Annotated in this window: 19 protein-coding genes; 12 read left to right on the forward strand and 7 right to left on the reverse strand. The window is 72.4% G+C overall.

The window, feature by feature from the left end; translation table 11 throughout:
* Window positions 1–48: 48 nt before the first annotated feature.
* The 7 genes from JIAGA_RS0102060 (at window position 49) to cobA (ending at window position 9,975) form a co-directional block, all read left to right on the forward strand.
* Complete coding sequence (locus JIAGA_RS0102060; RefSeq protein WP_035811973.1) at window positions 49–1,473, forward strand: MFS transporter; 1,425 nt, start codon at window positions 49–51, stop codon at window positions 1,471–1,473.
* Between the two features lie 161 nt (window positions 1,474–1,634).
* On the forward strand, window positions 1,635–3,734 hold the full coding sequence (locus tag JIAGA_RS26995) for a molybdopterin oxidoreductase family protein (protein ID WP_051425574.1): 2,100 nt from the start codon (window positions 1,635–1,637) through the stop codon (window positions 3,732–3,734).
* Complete coding sequence (locus tag JIAGA_RS0102070; RefSeq protein ID WP_084469405.1) at window positions 3,731–5,200, forward strand: FAD-dependent oxidoreductase; 1,470 nt, start codon at window positions 3,731–3,733, stop codon at window positions 5,198–5,200. Before JIAGA_RS26995 ends, JIAGA_RS0102070 begins: the two co-directional genes overlap by 4 nt.
* Window positions 5,197–7,731: a nitrite reductase large subunit NirB gene (gene nirB, locus JIAGA_RS27000; RefSeq protein WP_035811974.1), complete on the forward strand. Its 2,535-nt coding sequence runs from the start codon at window positions 5,197–5,199 to the stop codon at window positions 7,729–7,731. Before JIAGA_RS0102070 ends, nirB begins: the two co-directional genes overlap by 4 nt.
* A complete protein-coding gene (gene nirD / locus JIAGA_RS0102080) occupies window positions 7,728–8,069 on the forward strand; it encodes a nitrite reductase small subunit NirD (RefSeq protein ID WP_026874383.1) in 342 nt (113 codons plus the stop codon). The genes nirB and nirD overlap by 4 nt, the downstream gene beginning before the upstream one ends.
* Window positions 8,066–9,244, forward strand: a complete 1,179-nt coding sequence (locus JIAGA_RS0102085; protein WP_026874384.1) for a uroporphyrinogen-III synthase — start codon at window positions 8,066–8,068, stop codon at window positions 9,242–9,244. The genes nirD and JIAGA_RS0102085 overlap by 4 nt, the downstream gene beginning before the upstream one ends.
* Window positions 9,241–9,975 (forward strand): uroporphyrinogen-III C-methyltransferase, encoded by a 735-nt coding sequence (cobA, locus tag JIAGA_RS0102090; protein ID WP_026874385.1) that lies wholly within the window; start codon window positions 9,241–9,243, stop codon window positions 9,973–9,975. The genes JIAGA_RS0102085 and cobA overlap by 4 nt, the downstream gene beginning before the upstream one ends.
* Before the next feature lie 8 nt (window positions 9,976–9,983).
* Here the strand turns inward: cobA and JIAGA_RS0102095 are convergent, their stop codons facing one another.
* The gene (locus tag JIAGA_RS0102095) at window positions 9,984–11,498 is read right to left on the reverse strand and encodes a threonine/serine exporter family protein (protein ID WP_051425575.1); all 1,515 of its coding nucleotides are present in this window, start codon (window positions 11,496–11,498) and stop codon (window positions 9,984–9,986) included.
* 49 nt (window positions 11,499–11,547) lie between these two features.
* On the opposite strand from JIAGA_RS0102095, the gene JIAGA_RS0102100 reads away from it, so the two are divergent.
* Window positions 11,548–12,252 carry a sirohydrochlorin chelatase gene (locus JIAGA_RS0102100; protein ID WP_211239470.1) on the forward strand — a complete coding sequence of 235 codons (705 nt, stop codon included), beginning with the start codon at window positions 11,548–11,550 and terminating at the stop codon, window positions 12,250–12,252.
* 91 nt (window positions 12,253–12,343) lie between these two features.
* Here JIAGA_RS0102100 and JIAGA_RS0102105 read toward each other — a convergent pair whose 3' ends face one another.
* The 5 genes from JIAGA_RS0102105 to ddaH all read right to left on the reverse strand — a co-directional run bounded on the left by JIAGA_RS0102105 (window position 12,344) and on the right by ddaH (window position 16,433).
* Window positions 12,344–12,883 (reverse strand): hypothetical protein, encoded by a 540-nt coding sequence (locus tag JIAGA_RS0102105; RefSeq protein WP_026874388.1) that lies wholly within the window; start codon window positions 12,881–12,883, stop codon window positions 12,344–12,346.
* Entirely contained in the window at window positions 12,880–14,016 is a 1,137-nt protein-coding gene (locus JIAGA_RS0102110) for a hypothetical protein (RefSeq protein WP_157552574.1), read from the reverse strand. The genes JIAGA_RS0102105 and JIAGA_RS0102110 overlap by 4 nt, the downstream gene beginning before the upstream one ends.
* Window positions 14,017–14,207: 191 nt before the next feature.
* The gene (locus JIAGA_RS0102115) at window positions 14,208–14,426 is read right to left on the reverse strand and encodes a hypothetical protein (RefSeq protein ID WP_026874390.1); all 219 of its coding nucleotides are present in this window, start codon (window positions 14,424–14,426) and stop codon (window positions 14,208–14,210) included.
* A complete protein-coding gene (rocD, locus tag JIAGA_RS0102120; protein ID WP_084469406.1) occupies window positions 14,416–15,687 on the reverse strand; it encodes an ornithine--oxo-acid transaminase in 1,272 nt (423 codons plus the stop codon). The genes JIAGA_RS0102115 and rocD overlap by 11 nt, the downstream gene beginning before the upstream one ends.
* Window positions 15,636–16,433, reverse strand: coding sequence for a dimethylargininase (gene ddaH, locus JIAGA_RS0102125; protein ID WP_035813225.1), 798 nt, complete (start codon window positions 16,431–16,433; stop codon window positions 15,636–15,638). The genes rocD and ddaH overlap by 52 nt, the downstream gene beginning before the upstream one ends.
* A 215-nt stretch (window positions 16,434–16,648) precedes the next feature.
* Here ddaH and JIAGA_RS27005 point away from each other — a divergent pair, with 215 nt between their 5' ends.
* Together JIAGA_RS27005 and JIAGA_RS32690 are read left to right on the forward strand one after the other, a co-directional pair.
* Window positions 16,649–17,131, forward strand: coding sequence for an Lrp/AsnC family transcriptional regulator (locus tag JIAGA_RS27005; protein ID WP_051425576.1), 483 nt, complete (start codon window positions 16,649–16,651; stop codon window positions 17,129–17,131).
* Between the two features lie 145 nt (window positions 17,132–17,276).
* On the forward strand, window positions 17,277–18,644 hold the full coding sequence (locus JIAGA_RS32690; RefSeq protein WP_026874393.1) for a C40 family peptidase: 1,368 nt from the start codon (window positions 17,277–17,279) through the stop codon (window positions 18,642–18,644).
* 75 nt (window positions 18,645–18,719) lie between these two features.
* On the opposite strand, the gene JIAGA_RS0102140 is transcribed toward JIAGA_RS32690, so the two are convergent.
* Window positions 18,720–19,217 (reverse strand): inorganic diphosphatase, encoded by a 498-nt coding sequence (locus tag JIAGA_RS0102140; RefSeq protein WP_026874394.1) that lies wholly within the window; start codon window positions 19,215–19,217, stop codon window positions 18,720–18,722.
* Between the two features lie 97 nt (window positions 19,218–19,314).
* On the opposite strand from JIAGA_RS0102140, the gene dacB reads away from it, so the two are divergent.
* Both dacB and JIAGA_RS0102150 read left to right on the forward strand, forming a co-directional pair.
* Window positions 19,315–20,724: a D-alanyl-D-alanine carboxypeptidase/D-alanyl-D-alanine endopeptidase gene (gene dacB / locus JIAGA_RS27015; protein ID WP_051425577.1), complete on the forward strand. Its 1,410-nt coding sequence runs from the start codon at window positions 19,315–19,317 to the stop codon at window positions 20,722–20,724.
* A 101-nt stretch (window positions 20,725–20,825) separates the two neighbouring features.
* Window positions 20,826–21,884 (forward strand): zinc-dependent metalloprotease, encoded by a 1,059-nt coding sequence (locus JIAGA_RS0102150; RefSeq protein WP_026874395.1) that lies wholly within the window; start codon window positions 20,826–20,828, stop codon window positions 21,882–21,884.

Below are 21,884 nucleotides of genomic sequence, written 5' to 3' on the forward strand. Positions count from 1 at the left end.
ATCACCGCCCGGACGGCCACGCCAGCCGACCACCCACCGGAGGCCGCCATGACCGACACCCCGACCATCGCACCGGTGCGTGAGGCCGGTCCCACTCCGCGCCGCGACGGACGGTGGATCGACCACTGGGAGCCCGAGGACGAGGGGTTCTGGGAACGCACCGGCCGGGCCGTCGCCCGTCGCAACCTGGTCTTCTCGATCTTCGCCGAGAACGTCGCGTTCTCGGTGTGGACGCTCTGGAGCATCTCCGCTGCGCTGCTGGTGGCGCACTACGGCTTCGGTTTCAGCGCCGCGCAGCTGTTCTTCCTCGTGGCCGTGCCGAACGTCGTCGGTGCGGTGCTGCGGATCCCATACACGTTCGCGGTCCCGAAGTTCGGTGGCCGGAACTGGACGCTGGTCAGCGGCCTGCTCTTGCTGGTCCCGACGGTTTTGCTGGCAATGGCGGTGAACAACCCGGGCACGCCGTACTGGGCGTTTCTGCTGATCGCCGCGACCGCGGGGTTCGGCGGCGGGAACTTCGCCTCCAGCATGACGAACATCAGCTTCTTCTACCCGGACCGTAAGAAGGGCCTCGCCCTCGGGCTGAACGCCGCCGGCGGGAACGTCGGCGTCGGGATGATCCAGCTGGGACTGCCGCTGATCGTGGGTGCCGGTGGGCTGTTCGGGATGGTCGGTGCGAGCGCGGCGGGCGTGGACCTGGCCCGGGCCGGCTGGGTGTGGGCGGTACTGGCCTTGGCGGCCGCGGGCTGTGCCTGGTTCTTCATGGACAACCTGTCGGTGTCGCTGGCGAAGTTCAGTGAGCAGATCAGAGTGGTCCGCTACCGGCACACGTGGGTCATGTCGTGGCTGTACATCGGGACTTTCGGGTCGTTCATCGGCTACTCGTCGGCGTTCCCCCTGCTCATCCAGTTGCGCTTCCCGGAGGTGACGGCGTCCAACTACGCGTTCCTCGGTGCCCTGGTCGGCTCGGTGGCGCGGCCGTTCGGTGGCTGGCTGTCCGACCGGCTGGGCGGCTCGAGGGTGACGCTGTGGAACTTCGTCGCGATGGCGGCCGGCACGGTCGTGGTGATCGTCGCCGTGAACGTCGAGACCTGGCCGCTGTTCCTGGGCGCGTTCCTGTTCGTGTTCGTCACCACCGGCATCGGCAACGGCTCCACGTTCCGGATGATCCCGATGATCTTCCAGAAGCAGGCGCTGCGGGCGGCGCCGCACGGTGACCGGGAGGCGGCGCTGGCACGGGGCCGCACGGAGGCCGCCGCGGTGATCGGGTTGTCCTCCGCCGTCGGAGCGTTCGGCGGCTTCGTCGTGGTGGCGACGTTCGGGGTGCTGGGCCTGCTGAACGACGGGCGCGTGCCGCCTGGCGCGATCGCGACGGCGTTCGTGATCTTCCTCGTGTTCTACGTGAGCTGCGCGGCGCTGACCTGGTGGAACTACACCAGGCGCGGCTCGGCCATGGCCGGCGCCGACGTCTGAACCACTCCCATGATCATCGGCCTTCGGCCCCGCCATGACGGGGTGGATCGCCGATGATCATGAGCATTCACAGGTCGCGGAGGTGACCGGTGCGACGCATTTATTCCGGACGTAACACCGCCGAGTCGGCGGGGAAACCGCAGGTTCACACCGTAGCGGGCATGGGATCGACGGCCACCCACTGCTCCTACTGCGCGTTGCAGTGCGCGATGACGCTGTCGCCGTCCGCTGATGGGACGGTGGCGGTGCGGCCGCGGGAGTTCCCGACCAACCGGGGCGGGCTGTGCCAGAAGGGCTGGACGGCGGCCGACCTGCTCACCTCACCGCACCGGCTGACCGGCCCGCTCGTGCGGGACGAACGGGGCGGTGACCTCCGCCCCGCGAGCTGGGATGAAGCCCTGGACGTCGTCACCGCCGGCATCCGCGCCACCCAGTCCCGCCACGGGCGCGACGCGGTGGCCGTCCTCGGCGGCGGTGGCCTCACCAACGAGAAGGCGTACCAGCTGGGCAAGTTCGCCCGGGTGGCGCTGCGGACGAAGAACATCGACTACAACGGCCGCTACTGCATGTCGTCGGCGGCGGCCGCGTCGAACCGGGCGTTCGGCATCGACCGTGGCCTGCCGTTCCCGCTGACAGACCTGGCGCGCACCGGTGCGGTGCTCGTCGCCGGCGGCAACGTCGCCGAGACGATGCCGCCGTTCATGCAACACCTGACCGCCGTCCGCGACCGTGGCGGTGCCCTCGTCGTCGCAGACCCCCGCCGCACCGCCACCGCCGACCAGGCAACGCTGCACCTGCCGGTCATGCCGGGCACGGACCTGGCGCTGGCGCTTGGGCTGTTCCACCTCGCGGTGACCGACGGCCACGTGGACCGGGCTTATGTCGCCGACCGTACGACGGGGTTCGACGCGGCCTGGCGAGCGGCGGCGCAGTGGTGGCCGGAACGGGTGGAACGGATCACCGGCGTCTCGGTGAGGGCCCAACGGGCCACCGTGCGGGCGCTGGCCGACGGTGCCCGCGGCGACGGCGCCGTGATCCTCACCGCGCGTGGCGCCGAGCAGCAGAGCAAGGGCACCGACACCGTCTCCGCACTGATCAACCTCGCGCTGGCGCTCGGGCTGCCGGGCCGGCCGAACAGCGGGTTCGGCTGCATCACCGGGCAGGGCAACGGGCAGGGCGGGCGCGAACACGGTCAGAAGGCCGACCAGCTGCCCGGATACCGGCGCATCGACGACCCCGCCGCCCGGGCGCACGTCGCCGGCGTCTGGGGCGTCGACCCCGACGACCTGCCCGGGCCAGGGCCGTCGGCGTACGAACTGATCGAGAGCCTCGGCACCGACGGCGGGCCGCGGGCCCTGCTGGTGCACGGGACGAACCTCGCCGTCTCCTCGCCGCGCGGGCACCGGGTCCTGGAACGGCTGTCGACGCTCGACCTGCTGGTTGTCAGCGATCTGGTGCTGTCCGAGACGGCGGAGCTGGCCGACGTCGTCCTGCCGGTCACCCAGTGGGCGGAAGAGGACGGGACCATGACGAACCTCGAGGGCCGGGTGATCCGCCGGCGCCAGGCCGTGGAACCGCCGCCCGGGGTGCGCACCGAGCTGGAGGTGCTGGCCGGGCTGGCCGAGCGACTGGGATGCGGCGAGAAGTTCCCCACCGATCCCGAGGCGGTCTTCGAGGAGCTGCGCCGGGCCAGTGCCGGCGGTGTCGCCGACTACTCCGGCATCAGCTGGGAGCGCATCGACACCGACGGCGGCGTCTTCTGGCCCTGCCCGGCGCCGGCTGAACCCGGCGCCGCGGACCATCCAGGTACGCCGAGGCTGTTCGCCGACGGGTTCCCGACGCCGGACGCCCGCGCCCGGTTCGTCGCCGTCGAGCACCGGCCGGTGGCCGAGGACGTCGACGGCGACCACCCGGTCTACCTGACCACGGGCCGCGTGCTCCAGCAGTACCAGAGCGGTGCCCAGACCCGCCGGATCCCGGCGCTGGCCGCGGCCGCCGAGCCGCACGTCGAGATCCACCCCGACCTGGCCGGGCGCAGCGGCCTCGCCGACGGCGACCTGGTCCGGGTGGTGAGCCGCCGCGGCGACGCCGTCGGCCGAGTCCGGATCACCACCGCGATCCGCGCCGACACCGTCTTCATGCCGTTCCACTGGGGCGGCGAGCAGGCGGTCAACCGGGTCACGAACCCGGCGCTGGACCCGGTGTCGCGGATGCCCGAGTTCAAGGTCTGTGCCGTCCGGCTGGAGAGGGTGATGTCGTGACGCATGTCGTCGTGGTCGGCCATGGCATGGCCGGCGCCCGGTTCGTCCAGGAGCTGCGTGCCCGGGACCCGGAGCGCCGGCTGCGGATCACCGTGCTGGGCGCGGAACCGGAAGCCGCCTACAACCGGGTGCTGCTGTCGTCGGTGCTGGCCGGCTCGCTGACGCCGGCGGAGATCGAGACGGTCCCGTCGGCCTGGTACGCCGCCGAGGACGTCGAACTGCGCACCGGTGTCGAGGTGGCGCGGATCGACCGCCGACGCCGGCGGGTGCTGACCAGCGCCGGGGAGTACATCGACTACGACCACCTGGTGCTGGCGACCGGCAGCCGCGCCTGGGTGCCGCCGATCGACGGGCTGGTCCGCGACGACGGCGAGCTGGACGACGACGTCGCGGTCTTCCGGACCTTGGGCGACTGCCGGCAGATGCTGTCCCGGCTCGGCCGGGTGCGCCGGGCGGTGGTGCTCGGCGGCGGCCTGCTCGGATTGGAAGCGGCCCGTGGGCTGGCCGGCCGCGGAGTCGACGTCGAGGTGGTGCACCCCGCCGATCGGCTCATGGAGCGCCAGCTCGACCTGGACGCCGGCCGCGTACTCGCCCGGACGCTGCGCTCGCTTGGAGTGCGGGTCCGGCTCGGTGCCCAGGCCGTGCGGTACGACGACGGTCCCGGCGGGCGCGTGCTGGTGCTCGGCGACGGCGCCCGGTTGCCTGCGGACCTCCTGGTGGTCGCGTGCGGGGTCCGGCCCAACACCGGCCTGGCCGTCGCCGCGCGGCTGGAGGTCGGGCGGGCCATCGTCGTCGACGACCGCCTCACCTCCGTCACGGACCCGGCCGTCCACGCGATCGGCGAGTGCGCGCAGCACGCCGGTCAGGTGTACGGGCTGGTCGCACCGGCATGGGAGCAGGCCGCCGTGCTGGCCGATGTGCTCACCGGCGGCGCGGCCCGCTACGGCGGCTCGGCGGTCGTCACCCGGTTGAAGGCGGCCGACGTCGACCTGGCCGCGATGGGCGACACCGACGTGGACGACCTGGACGAGGAGCTCGAGGTGCTGCGCTTCGCCGACCCGGCCCGCGGCACGTACCAGAAGATCGTGATCCGGGACGAGCGCGTGACCGGGGCCATCATGCTCGGCGGCCCCGAGACAGTCGGGACGGTCACCCAGCTGTTCGACCGGGCGGAGCTGGTCCCGCTGGACCGGCGGGCGCTGATCTTCCCCGGTGTCGCGGACGGTGCGGGCGCCGTCGACCCAGCCGACCTCCCCGACGACCACACAGTCTGCCGCTGCAACGGCGTTTCCTGCGGGCAGATCCGGACGGCCTGCCTCGGCGGGGCACGCACCGTCGCCGACATCGCCGCGAAGACCCGTGCCACCACCGGCTGCGGCGGCTGCCGCTCCGACGTCGCCGCCCTGCTCGCGGCCGCCCAGCCCGCCGACAACGAGGCCCAGACCACCGTGGAGGTTCCGGCATGACCACCCACCAGCGCACCCTCGTCGTCGTCGGCAACGGCATGGTCGGGCAGCGGCTCGTCGAGGCCGTCCGGCAGCGTGACCCCGGCCGCGGCTGGCGCATCGTCGTGCTTGGCGAGGAACCACGACCGGCGTACGACCGCGTCGCGCTGACGTCGTACCTGACCGGCACCAGCGCCGCGGAGCTGAGCGTCGTCCCGGACGGCTGCTACGACGACGACTGCGTGCTGCATCTGGGCGACCCGGTCCGGCAGCTCGACCGCGACGCGCGCACCGTCACCACCGCATCCGGGCGGGTCGTCGGGTACGACGCGCTGGTGCTGGCCACCGGGTCGGTGCCGTTCGTGCCGCCGGTGCATGGCGCGGACCTGGACGGCTGCTTCGTCTACCGCACCATCGAGGACTTGGACGCGATCCGGGAGCGGGCCGCGCGGGTGGGCAGCGGGGTCGTCGTCGGCGGCGGGCTGCTCGGCCTGGAGGCGGCAAACGCGCTGCTCTCGCTGGGCGCGCGGACCAGCGTCGTGGAGTTCGCGCCGCGGCTGATGCCGGCCCAGGTCGACCAGGGCGGCGGCGAGGTGCTGCGGCGGAAGGTCGAGGAACTCGGCCTGGAGGCCCGGCTGGCCACCGCCACCGAACGCATCGAGGCCGCCGACGACGGGTTGCGGATGGTCTTCGCCGACGGATCGTCGCTGGACACCGGGCTCGTCGTGTTCTCCGCCGGCATCCGGCCGCGCGACGAGCTGGCCCGGGCCGGCGGGCTGGACGTCGGCGAGCGCGGGGGCATCGTCGTCGACGACGGCTGCCGCACGTCCGATCCGTCGATCTGGGCGATCGGCGAGTGCGCCCTGGTCGATGGCAAGGTCTACGGCCTGGTCGCGCCCGGCTACGACATGGCCGAGGTGGTGGCCGACCGGCTGCTCGGCGGTGACGCCGTGTTCGCCGAGGCCGACACGTCCACCAAGCTCAAACTGCTCGGTGTCGACGTCGCCAGCTTCGGCGACGCCCACGCGGCCGTCCCGGACGCGCTCGAGGTCGTCTATGCCGACCCGGTCGCCGGCGTCTACAAGAAGCTCGTCGTCACCGACGACGCGACGCGGTTGCTCGGCGGTGTCCTCGTGGGCGACGCGTCGGCGTACGCCGCACTTCGCACGATGGTGGGCCGGCCGCTCACCGACACCCCGGAGCGGCTGCTGATGGCCGGCCCGGCAACCTCGGACCTGGGGGACGAAGCCCAGGTCTGCTCCTGCCAGAACGTCACGGCCGGGGCGATCCGCGGCGCGATCCACGAGCAGGGCTGTGCCGACGTGGCGGGGGTGAAGGCGTGCACCCGCGCCGGCACGGTCTGCGGCAGCTGCGTCCCGCTGATCAAGACGCTGCTGACCCAGTCCGGGGTGGTGGCGAGCACCGCCCTGTGCGAGCACTTCGACCTGAGCCGGGCCGAGCTGTTCGACGTCGTGCGGGTCACCGGGCTGCGCACCTTCAGCGAGATCATCGCCGAACACGGCCGCGGCCGCGGCTGCGACATCTGCAAGCCGGCCATCGCGTCCATCTTGGCCAGCCTCGGCTCCGGCCACATCCTGGACGGTGAGCAGGCGACCCTGCAGGACACGAACGACCAGTTCCTGGCCAACATCCAGCGCGACGGCACGTACTCGGTGGTGCCGCGGGTGCCCGGTGGCGAGCTGACCGCGCAGAAGCTGATCGCGATCGGTGAGGTGGCGCGGGACTTCGGCCTCTACACGAAGATCACCGGCGGGCAGCGGATCGACCTGCTGGGCGCCCGGGTGGAGCAGCTGCCGGGGATCTGGCGGCGGCTGGTGGACGCCGGGTTCGAGTCCGGGCACGCGTACGGCAAGGCGCTGCGGACGGTGAAGTCGTGCGTCGGCTCGACGTGGTGCCGGTACGGCGTCCAGGACTCCACGTCGCTGGCCATCATGATGGAGCTGCGCTATCGCGGCCTCCGGGCGCCGCACAAGATCAAGTGTGGGGTCTCCGGCTGTGCCCGCGAATGCGCCGAGGCGCGCAGCAAGGACGTCGGCATCATCGCCTCCGAGAACGGCTGGAACCTCTACGTCGGCGGCAACGGCGGCTTCCGGCCCCGGCACGCCGAGCTGTTCGCGTCCGACCTCTCCACGGAAGGACTGGTCGGCCTCGTTGATCGATTCCTCATGTTCTATGTGCGCACCGCCGACCGGCTGCAACGCACCGCCGCCTGGATCGAGAGCCTGACCGACGAGCACGGCGACGGGCTGGCCTACCTGCGCCGGGTGATCGTCGACGACGAACTCGGCATCGGCGGCGAGCTCGACGCCGCCATGGAGGAGCACGTCGGCTCGTACACCGACGAATGGGCCGCCGTCCTCGCCGACGAGGACAAGCTCGGCCGGTTCGTCTCCTTCGTCAACGCTCCCGACGCCCCGGACCCGAACATCCGCTTCGTCACCGAGCGCGGCCAGATCCGGCCCGCGCCGGACGCTCCCGGCGACGGGCCGCCGCTGGTCGCCGGAACGACCCTGGAGGTGGTACGCCCATGACCATGCTGGACGTTCGAACCTGGACCGCGGTGTGCCGCCACGAGCAGCTGCAGCCGGAGCGGGGCGTCGCGGCGCTCGTGGGCGACCTGCAGGTCGCGCTGTTCCGCACCCATGACGGCGGCCTGTACGCGCTGTCCAACCGCGACCCGTTCTCCGGCGCCCACGTGCTCTCGCGTGGCATCGTCGGCAGCCGTGGCGACGTGCCAACCGTCGCGTCGCCGATGCACAAGCAGGTGTTCGACCTGCGCACCGGGGAGTGCCTGGACCAGCCGGGCACCGCGGTGGCGGTGTTCGGTGTCCGGGTGCGCGACGGGGTCGTCGAGGTGTCCAGCCCGTGACGGCGGTCCAGGACACCGCGCCGTCGCCCGATGCCGCGAACGGCATCCTGCCGCTGGAGGGATTCACCGTCGGGGTGACCGCGGCGCGGCGCCGCGAGGAGTTGGGCGCGCTGCTGGAGCGGCGGGGCGCCCGGGTCGTGTACGCGCCGGCAATCCGGATCGTGCCGCTCGACGACGACGCCGAACTGCTGGCCGCGACGCAGGCGTGCGTGGAGCGGCCGCTGGACATCGCCGTGGCGACGACGGGAATCGGCTTCCGCGGCTGGATGGAGGCCGCCGACGGCTGGGGCCTGGGCGAGCAGCTGCTCGCCCGGCTGGACGGGGCGACCCTGCTGGCCCGCGGACCCAAGGCTCGTGGCGCCATCCGGGCGGCCGGGCTGACCGACCACTGGTCGCCGCCGTCGGAGTCGTCCGCCGAGGTGCTCGAGCACCTGCTGGCGCAGGACCTCTCCGGGCGTCGGGTTGCTGTGCAGCTACACGGCGAGTCCCTGCCGGACTTCACCGACGCACTGGCCGCGGCCGGTGCCGAAGTCGTGGTCGTGCCCGTGTACCGCTGGGTGCCGCCGGAGGATGTGACACCGCTGGCCCGGCTGGTCGAGTCGGTGGCGGCGCGGCAGGTCGACTGCGTCGTGTTCACCAGCGCACCGGCCGTCGTCAGCCTGTTGCGGCTGGCGTCGTCGGCCGGCCTGACGGCGGAGGTGGAGGCAGCGTTCCGCGGCTCCGTGGTGCCGGCCTGTGTGGGGCCGGTGACCGCTGCCCGGCTGGAGCGGATGGGCATCGCGACCGTCCAGCCCGCCCGGTCCCGGCTCGGTGCGCTGGTGCGCGAGATCGTGGCCGAACTGCCGGGCCGGTGCCGGACACTGCGGGTAGCCGGGCACGCGATCCAGGTGCGCGGCCACGCGGTGGTCGTGGACGGGGTCGCGCGGGAGCTGGCGCCCGGGCCGATGGCGGTGCTGACCGAGCTGGCCCGGCGGCCGGGCGTGGTCGTGTCGCGCGCGGACCTGCTGGCGGTGCTGCCCGGCGGCGGCAGCGACGAGCACGCCGTCGAGATGGCCGTCACCCGGCTGCGCGGCGCGGTGGGCGCCCGAGTGGTGCAGACGGTGGTGAAGCGCGGCTACCGGCTGGCCTACGAGCCGGAGGCCGCCGGCGGGGTCAAGTACGGCGGACAGCCATGACGGGACACGTGGCGATCGTGGGCGGCGGGCCGGGCGACCCGGGGCTGCTGACCCTGCGCGGCTTCGAGCTGCTCGAGCAGGCCGACGTCGTGCTGGTCGACCGGCTCGCCCCGCGGGCACTGCTGGACGGCCTGCGACCGGACGTGGAGGTCGTCGACGTCGGCAAGGAGCCGCACCGGCACCGGCGCAGCCAGCGCGAGATCGAGGAGCTGATGATCGACCGGGCCCGCCGCGGCCTGCGCGTCGTCCGGCTGAAGGGCGGCGACCCGTTCGTGTTCGGGCGGGGCGGTGAGGAGGCGCTGGCGTGTGCCGCGGCCGGCGTGCCGTACGAGGTGGTGCCGGGGGTGACCAGCGCCATCTCCGTCCCGGCGCTGGCCGGCATCCCGGTGACCCACCGCGGCGTCGCACAGGAGACGTCGATCGTGAGCGGGCACGCCCACCCCGACGACCCGGCGTGCACCGTCGACTGGGACCGCCTCGCCGCCGGTACGGGCACCATCGTGGTGCTCATGGGCGTGACGCACCTCCCGGCCATCGCCGAGCGCCTGGTGCTTGGCGGACGCGGCACCAACACCCCGGTGGCGGTGATCCAGGACGGCACGGGGCCGGCAGCACGGGTGGTGGTGGCGACCCTCGGGACGGTGACGCCGGCCGCCGCCGAGGTGCAGCCGCCGGCCGTCATCGTCGTCGGCGACGTCGTGGCGCTGCGCCAACAGCTTGCCGCCGGGTGATCGTGGACTCAGACGCGGGAACCGCGGGCCCGGCGGTTGACGCGCCGCTGCCAGCGGTCCATCTCCGAGCGCAGCGGTGTGGCCAGGAACTCGCCGAGCGTGACTCCGGCCGCCAGCGCCAGCGCGATGCCGAACGCGGCGATCAGTTGCCCGGTGCCACCGACGACGTCGTCGGCCTCGACCATCGCGAACATGGCGTTGTAGATGGCCAGGCCCGGCAGCAGCGGGGTGATCCCGCACACCGAGATGACCAGGTTCGGCGTGCCCAGCCGCTCACTGATACCACCGGCGAGCAGCCCGACCACCAGCGCGGCCAGGAACGACGCACCCACCGGTCCCAGGTCCAGCACCTGGCGGCCCAGCAGCAGCAGACCGGCCGACACCATGCCGGCCAGGACGATCACGAGCAGCGTACCGGCCCGCACATACGACGCCAGCCCCCAAGCACCGGCGATCAGTCCGCCACCCAGGATCTGGATGGTGGTGGGGATGCTCAGCGTCCCCGACTCCAGGACCGTGAGCGGCACCCCCAGGCGCTGGCCGATGTCGAGCATCACGCCGATGCCGACCACCAGGCCGATGGTGTTCAGGACCACCTCGTAGGTGCGCGCGGCCGCCGTCAGCGGATACCCCGCGATCGCGTCCTCGGCCGACCCCACCAGCGACAGCCCGGCCAGCAGCACCACGATGCCCGACGCGACGATCAGCGACGGCGGCAGCAACGTGGGCGACCAGCCGAACCGGTCCGTCAGCCACAACGCCAACAGTCCGACGAGCGTGGCGATGGCTGCGCCGATGACCTGCTGGAACAGATACGGCAGGCCCTTCAGCCGCAACAGGCGCAACGTCCGGTCGATGACCATGGTGGTCAGCGCAGCGACCACAGCCACCAGCCAGCCACCGTTGAGCAGCATCGACACGCCCGACGCCATCAGACCCAGGGCGAGCGTGACGATCCAGCGCCGGTACGGATGCGGCGCGTCCAGGATCTCGTCCAGCCGCCGCTGCGCCTCGTCGAGGGTGAGCTTCTTGTCCTGGATCGCGTCGACCAGATCGAACAGGTCGGCGAGCCGGCTGTAGTCGGACGTACGGACGTTGATGACCCTGACCTTGGTGATGGGGTCGTCGTCGCGGTCGATCGAGGCGATGATCGAGATGAACGTGATGTCGACCTGGCACCGCGTCACCCCGAACCCGGCCGCGAACCGCAGCAACGCCGCCGTGACGTCCGCGACCGGAGCGCCGGTGGCCACCATGGCCTCGCCGATGCGCAGCACCATGTCGAGCACCTGACGTTCCTCGTCCGCGGTGAGCCCACTGAGGCTGCCGCGGATGGCGATGGGAACCGTCGGGGGCCCCTCCGGGCGGACGACTCGCCGGGCCCGCTGACGCAGCGGGCGCGGCGGCTGCGTGCCCGGTTGCGCGCCGGCGTGCGGGCCGGTCGGCGAGGCGGCCTGCGGTGCCGCCTGCTGGCCCGGCTGTGGTGGCGTGGCCGGGGTGCCGGGGTCGTCGGGCGTCGTCACGATTCGACATTACGGATCACAGTGCCGTGCGTCGAGCAAGATGGTGGCCATGAGCGATCGTGACGTGTTGGTGGCCGTGGCGCACGGCACCCGGGCACCGGCCGGACCTGTCGTCCTGGAGGAACTGCTGGGCCTCGTCCGCGACCGGTTGCCCGGCGTGGACGTGCGCGTGGCCTACGTCGACGTCATCGGCCCCACCTTGGAAGAGGTGCTGACGGACCTCGGCGGCCGGGCGATCGTGGTGCCCATGTTCCTGGCCTCCGGCTACCACGTCCGGGTCGACGTCCCGGCGGCCGTCACGGCCACCGGCTCCGTCGCCACCGTCACGCCCGCGCTGGGGCCCGACCCCGCGATCGTGGCGGCCGTGGCGGACCGCTTGGCGACGGCGGGAGCGTCGGGAACGTCGTCGTCGGGGGCGGCGGCGGATTCCGTCGTGCTGGCCGCAGCTGGCTCGTCGGACCAGGACGCGCTGGCCGAGGTCGGCGTCGCCGCTGACCGCCTGGCGACGGTGCTGGGTGTCGAGGTCGTTCCCGCGTACGTGACGACGGCGGCACCGGCCGTGGGCCAGGCCGTCGCGGACCTGCGGGCGGCCGGACACCGGCGGGTGGCGGTGGCGTCGTACCTGCTGGCGCCGGGCCTGTTCCAGCAGCGCCTGAGCTCGGCGGGGGCCGACGTCGTCGCGGAGCCGATCGGGCCGCACCCGCTGGTGGCCGACCTCATCGTGGCGCGCTACCAGTCCGCGGCGCGGTCATGAGACGTGCTGCGGCGACGGGCTCCTCACTCGGCTGAAGGACGCAGTTCGCGGTTCAGGGCTGCCGGTGCGTCCACGCGGCGAGTGAGGTGCCTCAGGACGAGTACCAAGGCTCGCCCGGCTGTGCCTCGCGCAGCCCGGCCTCGGTGAGCCGCTTCAGGTGGTCGAGGTAGTCCTCCGGCTGCGGCCGGACGTTCACCATGCTGTCGGTCGAGGCGTCGTAGATTTCCTGCGCCTCGAGTCCGTGCCTGGCCAACCAGTCAGCAGCGCCGTCGGTGCTGCTCTCATCGTCCTCGCCCACCGCATGCAGCATGTAGTCGGTGAAGCGGATGCGCCCCCATTGTTCGCCGGGAACCGGATAGGGATCGCCTGGCGAGGCCTCAGGACCGAACACGTCGTACCAGATGCCTCGCAGCCACTCATCCGTGGACCACTGCGTCTCGTTGCGAGGCGGCGGCAACGACGACTCACGGATGTGGGTGGCCAACTCGTCGCGGAACTCGAGGAATGCGGCGTTCTCTTCCGCCAGCCATTCCGGTACCCGTTCGCAGCCGTCGATGTACATGCCGGGCTCCTGCGACGTGTCGCTGAACCAGGCGAACCAGCTCCTGAAGCTCTTGGAGCGTGGGATCACGTCAACTCCTCCAGCCGAACGTTGTCGTACGAGGGTTCTCCGGCCGGATAGGAGGTCGTCATGGTCCAGCCGTCCGCGTGCTTCTTGAAGATCAGCCGCACGCCGGGATCAGATCCTTCCACGATCGGATCGTAGGCAACGGAGCGCACCGGCGGCAGGCACTCATCGTCCTTCTTCCTGGCCGCGGCGCGCAGCTTGAGCCAGTCCTTCGCGGCCTCTTTCGTCCCCGTCCCTGCGCCGCGGAACCCGACGACGCCGCCGGGCCCTAGCCTGGCGCTGTTGGAGTTCACGAAGACCGGAGCGATCCCAGCGGCGAAGTGGTCGTCGAGGAAGCCGTCCACGCCGTCGGCATGACGCGCGGCTACGTCGAGGAACGCTTCGAGCGGGCGGACGAACGCTTCCGGCGAGCTGAATCGGGTGGCCTCGACGCCAGCAGAGTGCCTGGAGACGACTTTGCCGTCATCGTCGCGCACGCGCCAGCGGTCGGCGTCGGGTGTGCCGTGGTTCGGCGGGCGGGTCCAGCCGACGCGGAGTTCCAGTTCGCGGTCGGTGACGTGTGGGCCGTGCAGCTCGACGGCGTGGCAGTCGGGGTGCTCGAGCCATGCTCGGACCTGCTCGCGATACTTCGGCGCCACCGCGGCGATCGCGGCTTCCCTGGAGGCGATGATGGCCGCCTGGTCGGCGCCGGGTTGTGACTTGGCTTCGTCCTTGGTGGTCGCCCGGCCGCGGGGGAGATCGTCCAGCACGGTGCGGACGTAGTCGCGGGCGAATCCCTCCGGGAAGGCGTCGGCGAGGTCGTCGCCGACGGCGCCGAGCGGTGGGAGCGGGTCGAGCTGGTGGTGGCTGACGGCCAGTAGGCCGAGGACGGAATGGGCCGCGGCGCGCAGGGCAGCCTGGCTGGCCGGTACGACGGGCGCGAGATCGTCGGCCGTGCCTGCGGCCAGTGCGGCGATGTCGTTGGCGAGCTCGGTGACCGCCCGGTGCTTGCCGCCGGTGGCGCGGAGGGTCTCGGCCAGCGCGGTGATGGGTGCGGTGACCTCGGGACCGGCGGCGTCGGTCAGCCTGGGTACCTCGGCGTGCAGGCGCAGCAGGTCCTCGACCGTGCGCCGGAGGTCGCCCTGTCCGGTCACCATGCCGCACCCTCCGCCGTCGTCACCGGTCCCCGCCGCCACCGACTCGCCGTCGGTCCCGATCACGAAGGTGGCGCGGGCGGGTGCGCTGTGACACGGCCGCCCCAGGCGTCTTCCCGCGCCACCGGGCAAGCATTCCTGGTGAAGCGGGTACACCCATGCCGGACGTGATCATTTGGGGTCCGCCGACGGGGTTACGTCACGTTGACGCGCTGATCCGGCGGGAGCGGCTCGTTGTGCACCACGACGTCGTACTCGCCGCGGATCTCGATGCGCCGGGCATCGCCGTCGGCGGCTTTCAGGGCGTGCGCCCAGACGGTGGGGTCGACGCGCAGGACGGTGACGCCGTCACCGGACTTGTTGGCCACTGGGTCACCGTACGCCCGCGAGGTGTCCGGGGCGTCACGCGCCACGCTCCGACAGCACCCGGGCCAGTGCGTCGACGGCGGCGTCGATCTCGTCGCGGGTGACCACCAGCGGCGGTGCCAGCCGGATCGTCGACCCGTGCGTGTCCTTGACCAGTACACCTTCGGCGAGCAGAGCCTCGGACGCCTCGCGCCCGGTCAGCAGGGCCGGATCGATGTCGACGCCAGCCCACAGGCCGCGGCCGCGGACCTCGACCACGCCGTGTCCGATCAGGCCGCGGAGCCGGGAGTGCAGGTGCTCGCCCAGCTCGGCCGCGGCCCGCTGCCACTCGCCCGTCGCCAACATCGCGACGACAGCCCGGCCGGCCGCGCAGGCCAGCGGGTTGCCGCCGAAGGTGCTGCCGTGCTCGCCCGGGTGGATGACGCCGAGCACGTCGCGGTTGCCGACCACGGCCGACACCGGTACGACACCGCCACCGAGCGCCTTGCCGAGCAGGTAGAGGTCAGGCTCGACGCTGTCGTGGTCGCAGGCGAACGTCGCGCCGGTGCGGCCCAGGCCGGACTGGATCTCGTCGGCGACGAACAGGACCTGTCGCTGGTGGCACAGCTCGCGCACCCGCGTCAGGTAGCCGGTCGGCGGGACGACGACGCCGGCCTCGCCCTGGATGGGCTCGATCAGCACGGCGACGGTGGTGTCGTCGACGGCGTCGGCGATCGCGGCCGCGTCGCCGTACGGGACGACGGTGAAGCCGGGTGTGAACGGCCCGAAGTGGGTGCGCGCGACCGGGTCGGTGGAGAAGCTGACGACGCTGATGGTGCGGCCGTGGAAGTTGCCGGCGGCGACGACGATGGTGGCGCGGTCCTCGGGTACCCCCTTGACCTCGTAGCCCCACTTGCGGGCCACCTTGATGCCGGTCTCGACGGCCTCGGCGCCGGTGTTCATGGGCAGCACGGCGTCCTTGCCGGCCAGGTCGGCCAGCTCGCGGGCGAACGGGCCGAGCACGTCGTGGTGGAACGCCCGGCTGGTCAGGGTGACCCGGTCCAGCTGGGCCTTGACGGCGGCGACGATCTCCGGGTTGCGGTGGCCGAAGTTGACCGCGGAGTAGGCGGCCAGGAAGTCCAGGTAGCGCCGGCCCTCGATGTCGGTGACCCACGCGCCCTCGGCCTCGGTGACGACGACGGGGAGGGGGTGGTAGTTGTGCGCGGTGCTGCTCTCGACGAGCGCGATGGCGTCGTCGGTGCGGGTGGCGTGGGTGGTCACGGCTGCTCCTCGGCGGTGTTCGGGTGGTGCAGTTCCAGAGTGGCGCATTTGACGCCGCCGCCGGCCTTCAGCAGCTCGGAGACGTCGACGGGGACCGGCTCGAATCCGGTGCGGGCCAGCGCGGCGGCGAGGTCGGTCGCCTGTTCGGCGAGGACCACGTGCCGTCCGTCGCTGACGGCGTTGAGGCCCAGCACCAGCGCGTCGGCCTCGGTGGCGAGGATGGCGTCCGGGTAGAGCCGGCCCAACAGCTCCCGGCTGGCCGGTGCGAACGCGGGCGGGTAGTAGGCGATGGTGTCGTGGTCGAGCACCGCCAGTGCCGTGTCGAGGTGGTAGAAGCGCGGGTCGATCAGTTCCAGCGGGACCACCGGCACGCCGAAGACGGCGGCCAGTTCGGTGTGGGCGGCCGGGTCGGACCGGAACCCGGCCCCGGCCAGGATGCGGGTAAAGGCCCAGGCGAAGTCGCCCTCGCCCTCGTTGACGGCCCTGGGTTCTCGGACTCCGACGCCGGCACCCTCCAGCCAGGAACGGTGCGCGGGGGCTTCGCCGGCACGGACCCGCTCCCGGAAGCGGGCGCCGAGGGCGCGGTCCCCGACGACGAATGCCCCGTTGGCGGCGAAGACCATGTCCGGCAGCCCGGGCCTCGGGTCGAGCAGGTGCACGCGATGGCCGAGCCGTTCATACGTGGACCGCAGCGTCTCCCACTGTGAGACGGCGCGGTCGCGGTCGACCGGGCGCCCGGGGTCCATCCACACGTTGATCGAATAGTGCACCGCGAAGTGGTCGGGCCGGCACATCAGGTAGTCGCGGGTGGTTGCGGCTCGGCGGCCGGGAGAGGGGAGCCGGGTGCGCTCCGGCGTGGCGTTCACGGTCACATCTGTAGAAGGTAGGGCGCGCGGGGTCGGGCGATCCAGAGCGTTCTGTTGCGCACATGGATACGAAACGTTGCGTTGCCTCTCGCTGATGTAGCGATTCGTTGCGTCTGGCGGCGTGAACGGGGACGATTCCTCCCATGACCCTCGACGGCATCGATGAGCAGATCATCCGGGCGCTGACGGTTGACGGCCGGGCCAGCTACGGAGCCATCGGCGCGAAGGTCAACCTGTCCGCGCCGGCGGTGAAGCGGCGCGTCGACAGGCTGCGGGCCCGGGGTGTGATCACCGGCTTCACGGTCCGGGTGGAGCCGGCGGAGATCGGCTGGGGCACCGAGGCCTATGTCGAGCTGTTCTGCAACCCCCGGACCTCCGGTGCGGAGGTCACGCGCCGGGTGCGGGCCTATCCCGAGGTGGTGGAGGCGTTCATGGTCACCGGCGACGCCGACGCGTTGTTGCACGTGTTCGCCGGCAGCATGCAGCACTTCGAGCGGGTCCTGACGGAGATCTCGGCGGAGCCGTTCGTGGCGCGGACCCGCAGTGTGCTCGTTCTCTCACCGCTGTTGCGCCGCGTCCAAGCGCCCCGCTCTCACCCCGGTACAGCTGCCGACACGCCGGAGTGACCAGGAAAGTTGCGGAATTACATGACTGTTGTTGGTCAAGTCGACACGCCGTGGGGCTCCTGAAATTCCTGTGATTCCTGTTTCTCAGCGCGACTTTCGTGGCTAGTCTGCTCATTGGGACGCCTGATACGGGGGAGGTTGCCAGGTGCGGACGGGAATCGTGGTCGGCCTCGTGGCCGCCGCCGCGGCAGCCGGCGTGGTCGGGCCGGCGTATGCCGACCCGACCTATCCCAGTGAGAGCGACATCGAGGAAGCCCGCGACGCGGAGGAAGCCGCCGCCGGCACCGTCGCCGGGCTCGAAGCCCGGCTCGCGCAGCTGGCCGCGACCGTCGACGGCCTGTACATCCAGGCCGCCAAGGCGGTCGAGGCCTACAACGGCGCTCGCGTGCTGCTCGCCGAGGCCCAACAGGCCGAGCAGGCGGCGACCGAAGCCGCCGGCCGGCTGGCCGCCGAGGCCGAGCAGGCCAGGGCCGACCTCGGCCGGATGGCCGCGAAGTCCTACAGCAACGGTGGTCAGCTGGCCACCGTCGGCATGGTGCTCGGTGCCGAGGACGGCGAAGCACTGTACGACCGCGTCGGTGTGCTGCGCGCCGTCACCCGCTCGCAGGCCACGATCTCGCAGCGGGCCAAGGACGCCACCGCGGCGGCGGAACAGGCGGCGGCGGCCGCGGCCGAGGCCCGGGCCGAACGCGAGAACGCCGCCCGTGACGCCGAGGCCGCCCGCGACGCGGCCGAGGCCGCCGTGGCCGGCCAGGAGCAGGCGCTCGCCGCCGTCGAGGCGGAGCGGTCGACGGCGCTGGCGCAACTCGCCGCGGCGCGCGGCACGACCGTGGACCTGGAGCGGCAGCGGCAAGAGGGGCTCGCTGCCGAGCAGGAGGCGCAGCAGCCGGTCGAACCGCTGGCCGACGATCCCACCGTCACCGTCGAGCCGACACCGGAGCCGACGCCCACGACGGAGCCGACCGCCGAGCCGACGACGGAACCGTCCACCGAGCCGTCGGCCGAGCCGACCACTGAGGCGACCACGCCGCCTCGTCCAGAGCCGACCATAGAGCCGACCGCCGAGCCGACCAGCGAACCCACCGTCGAGCCGACGCCGGAGCCCACCGAGACGCAGCCGCCGGACGAGCCCGAGGAGCCGGAGCAGCCGGCCGGCGCTCAGGCCGCGATCGACTTCGCGCTGGCGCAGGTGGGCAAGCCGTACGAGTGGGGTGCGGACGGCCCGAACAGCTTCGACTGCTCCGGCCTGACCATGCGGGCCTGGCAGGCCGGCGGGGTGAACCTGCCGCACTGGAGCGTCGCGCAGGCGCAGCGGGTGGACCGGGTGTCGTACTCCGACCTGCGCCCGGGCGACCTGATCTTCTGGTCCGACAACGGTCAGGCCTCCGGCGTGTACCACGTCGGGCTCTACATCGGTGGCGGGAAGATGGTGCACGCGCCGCGGCCGGGTAAGAACGTCGAGGTCCAGAACGTCTTCTACTGGGTCGATCCCGCGTTCTACGGCCGGGTGTGAAGCCGTCATCCCATGATCATCAAGAGTTGACCCGGTGATGGCCGTATCAACCCTTGATGATCATGGGCGAGGGGATCAGTGGTGGTGGCCGCCGTTGTCGATGAGCCGCTGCCGCGACGCCTTGATCTCCTCTTCGGCGGCGGCACGGTCGACCCAGGTCGCGCCCTCGACCGACTTGCCCGGCTCCAGGTCCTTGTAGACCTCGAAGAAGTGCTGGATCTCCAGCCGGTCGAACTCGGGCACGTCGCCGATGTCCTGCAGGGCGACCTTGCGCGGGTCCTCCGCCGGCACGCAGATCACCTTGTCGTCGCCGCCGGCCTCGTCGGTCATGCGGAACATCCCGATGGCCCGGCAGCGGATCAGGCAGCCCGGAAAGGTGGGCTCCTCGATCAGCACCATGGCGTCGAGCGGATCGCTGTCGAGGCCGAGGGTGTCATCGATGAATCCGTAGTCATGGGGATACCGCGTCGAGGTGAACAGTCGCCGGTCGAGCTTGATCCGGCCGGTCTCATGGTCCATTTCGTACTTGTTGCGGCTACCCGCCGGAATCTCGATGGTGACGTCGAACTCCACGACCTCGTCCTTCCCCCTGCTGCGTCCCGATGTACTGATCGCGTCTAGTCTCCCGTACGGTGACGTCGGCCGGGTAAACAGGCTTGAGGGGGCGTGGATGTCGAGGCGGGCCGGGCTGGTCGCGGGCGTGTGCGCCGTGGTCCTGGTGGCCGGTGCGGGCGTGGCCGTGGAAGCCACGGTGGGACTGCCGTGGCTGGGCGACGAGGCCGTCGCCGACGGTCCGCTGCTGGTCCGGCCCGAGTCGCCGCCGGATCCGGACTGGGCTGCCGCGCCAGAGGTCCTCGCCGTGCCGGGAGCCGGCGACGCCGGTGGTGACGGAACCGGCGGCGGGGTCGCCGGTGGCCCACCGCTGGCGGATGTCCTGGGGCCGCTGCTGGCCGCCCCGGCGCTGGGCGGCAGCGTCGGGCTCGACGTCGTCGACCTCGGTACCGGAGCCACTGTCTTCGCCTCGGCGGCCGACGCCCCGATCGCACCGGCCAGCACGCTGAAGATCCTCACCGGCGTCGCGGCGCTGCACGTCCTCGGACCGGAGCACACGTTCACGACGCGCGTGGTGACGGCCGCGTCCGGGCTGGGTGGCGCCTCCACCATCACGCTGGTCGGCGGCGGCGATCCCAGCCTCACCGCCGACGACGAGGGCAGCGGCACGTCGCTGGTGGCCCTCGCCGACGCGACGGCGCAGGCGCTCACCGAGGCGGGTGTCACGTCTGTGGGCCTCGACTACGACGCCGCGCTGTTCAGCGGGCCCGCGGTCGACCCGGACTGGAGCCCGGGATACGTGCCCGGGCGGGTGGTGTCTCCGGTCAGCGCGCTCGCCGTCGACGTCGCCGACCGGCCGGGCGACCCGGCGCTGGACGCCGCCGAGACGTTCGCCGACCTGCTCGGCGACCGCGGCATCACCGTCGCTTCCGGCCCGCGGGAGGCGGTCGCGCCGGCCGACGCCGTCGACGTCGCCGCCGTGAACTCCGCGCCGCTGCCCGACATCGTCGAGACGATCCTGGACACCAGCGACAACGACGGTGCCGAGGTCCTGGCCCGGCACGTGGCACTGGGCTCCGGCCTCCCGGGCACTTCGGCGGACGCTGGCCCGGCCGTGCTGCAGGCTCTCACCGACCTGGGCCTGGACGTCGCCGGCGCCACGGTGCTCGACGGCAGCGGACTGGCGCGCGGCAGCGCGGTGCCGGCCTCCCTCGTCACGGCCACGCTGGTGCTGGCCGCGGACCCCGAGCGGCCGCAGTTGCGCTCCGTCATCACCGGGCTGCCGGTCGCAGGCTTCACCGGGACCCTGGCCGACCGTTTCGACGGTTCCGCCGCGCCGGCCGCGGGGGTGGTCCGCGCCAAGACCGGCACGCTCACCGGCATCAACGCGCTGGCCGGTGTCGTCGTCGCGGCCGACGGCACCAACTATGCGTTCGCGCTACTCGCCGACGACGTGCAGGGCACCCTGCCGGCCCGGGCCGCGATCGACCAGGTCGCGGCCGCCCTGGCCGGGTGTGGCTGCGCGTGATCGTCCGGGCCTCCGGGTCGTAACCCTGCGGCACTTCGATGTCAGAACCACCCGTCTGACATAGCGTGGAGCGCATGACGACCGCCGACGCTGTACCCGACATGGTCGACTGGGATCTCGCCGTCGCGACGGCCGGGCGGCTCGCCGGCTCCGGGCCGGTCGTGACCGACGACGAAGCCCGGGCCGCCGTGGCCGAGTTGCGTGCGCTCGCCGCTCGCGCCGAGGGTCACGTCGCCGCGTTCACCGGCCTCGACGCCTCCGCCGCGTCCGCACCGCTGGTCGTGGTCGACCGCGGGAACTGGGCGCGGGCCAACGCCCAGAGCATGCGCACCATCATCGCGCCGCTGGAGCGCAAGCTGCGCCAGCACCGCGAGCCCAGCCCGTTCCAGCGGGTCGGACCGAAGGTCACCGGACTGCAGACCGGCGCCCTGCTGGCGTTCCTCGCCACGAAGGTGCTCGGCCAGTTCGACCCGTTCTGGTCCGGTGCCGCCGACGGCGAGAAGGCGCACGGCCGGCTGCTGCTGGTGGCGCCCAACATCGTCCACGTGGAGCGCGAACTCGGCGTCGACCCGCACGACTTCCGACTCTGGGTCACGCTGCACGAGGAGACGCACCGGGTGCAGTTCACCGCGGTGCCGTGGCTGCGCGACCACCTGGCCGGCGAGATCGAGGCGTTCGTCGCCGCCACCGACGTCGACCCGGCCGCGTTCCTGACCCGCGCCCGCGAGGCCGTCCGCGCGCTGGCCGAGAGCGCCCGCTCCCCTGACACCGAGGTCTCCATCCTCGACCTCGTGCAGACCCCGGCGCAGAAGGCCGTCATCGACCGCGTCACGGCGTTCATGTCCCTGCTGGAGGGCCACGCCGACGTCGTGATGGACGGTGTGGGCCCCGAGGTCATCCCGTCGGTCGAGACCATCCGTCGTCGGTTCCAGCGTCGCCGGTACTCCTCCGTCGGCCTGGACCGCACGTTCCGCCGGCTGCTCGGCCTGGACGCCAAGATGCGTCAGTACCGCGACGGCGCGGCGTTCGTGAACTTCGTCGTCGACCGCGTCGGCATGGCCGGTTTCAACCGGGTCTGGGAGTCCGCGGACATGCTGCCCACCAAGGAGGAGATCGCCGACCCGATCGCCTGGGTGCGCCGGGTCCACGGCCCGGCCTGA

Source organism: Jiangella gansuensis DSM 44835 (assembly GCF_000515395.1).
Classification (GTDB): domain Bacteria; phylum Actinomycetota; class Actinomycetes; order Jiangellales; family Jiangellaceae; genus Jiangella; species Jiangella gansuensis.

What these genes read in the sequence shown, in the direction of transcription:
- dacB (WP_051425577.1), top strand. Translation starts at nt 19,315, where the DNA reads ATGTCGAGGCGGGCCGGGCTGGTCGCGGGCGTGTGCGCCGTGGTCCTG.
- JIAGA_RS26995 (WP_051425574.1), top strand. Translation starts at nt 1,635, where the DNA reads ATGGGATCGACGGCCACCCACTGCTCCTACTGCGCGTTGCAGTGCGCG.
- cobA (WP_026874385.1), top strand. Translation starts at nt 9,241, where the DNA reads ATGACGGGACACGTGGCGATCGTGGGCGGCGGGCCGGGCGACCCGGGG.
- JIAGA_RS0102060 (WP_035811973.1), top strand. Translation starts at nt 49, where the DNA reads ATGACCGACACCCCGACCATCGCACCGGTGCGTGAGGCCGGTCCCACT.
- JIAGA_RS27005 (WP_051425576.1), top strand. Translation starts at nt 16,649, where the DNA reads ATGACCCTCGACGGCATCGATGAGCAGATCATCCGGGCGCTGACGGTT.
- rocD (WP_084469406.1), bottom strand. Translation starts at nt 15,687, where the DNA reads ATGCGCCACTCTGGAACTGCACCACCCGAACACCGCCGAGGAGCAGCC.
- JIAGA_RS0102110 (WP_157552574.1), bottom strand. Translation starts at nt 14,016, where the DNA reads ATGGTGACCGGACAGGGCGACCTCCGGCGCACGGTCGAGGACCTGCTG.
- ddaH (WP_035813225.1), bottom strand. Translation starts at nt 16,433, where the DNA reads ATGTGCCGGCCCGACCACTTCGCGGTGCACTATTCGATCAACGTGTGG.
- JIAGA_RS0102150 (WP_026874395.1), top strand. Translation starts at nt 20,826, where the DNA reads ATGGTCGACTGGGATCTCGCCGTCGCGACGGCCGGGCGGCTCGCCGGC.
- nirD (WP_026874383.1), top strand. Translation starts at nt 7,728, where the DNA reads ATGACCATGCTGGACGTTCGAACCTGGACCGCGGTGTGCCGCCACGAG.
- nirB (WP_035811974.1), top strand. Translation starts at nt 5,197, where the DNA reads ATGACCACCCACCAGCGCACCCTCGTCGTCGTCGGCAACGGCATGGTC.
- JIAGA_RS0102100 (WP_211239470.1), top strand. Translation starts at nt 11,548, where the DNA reads ATGAGCGATCGTGACGTGTTGGTGGCCGTGGCGCACGGCACCCGGGCA.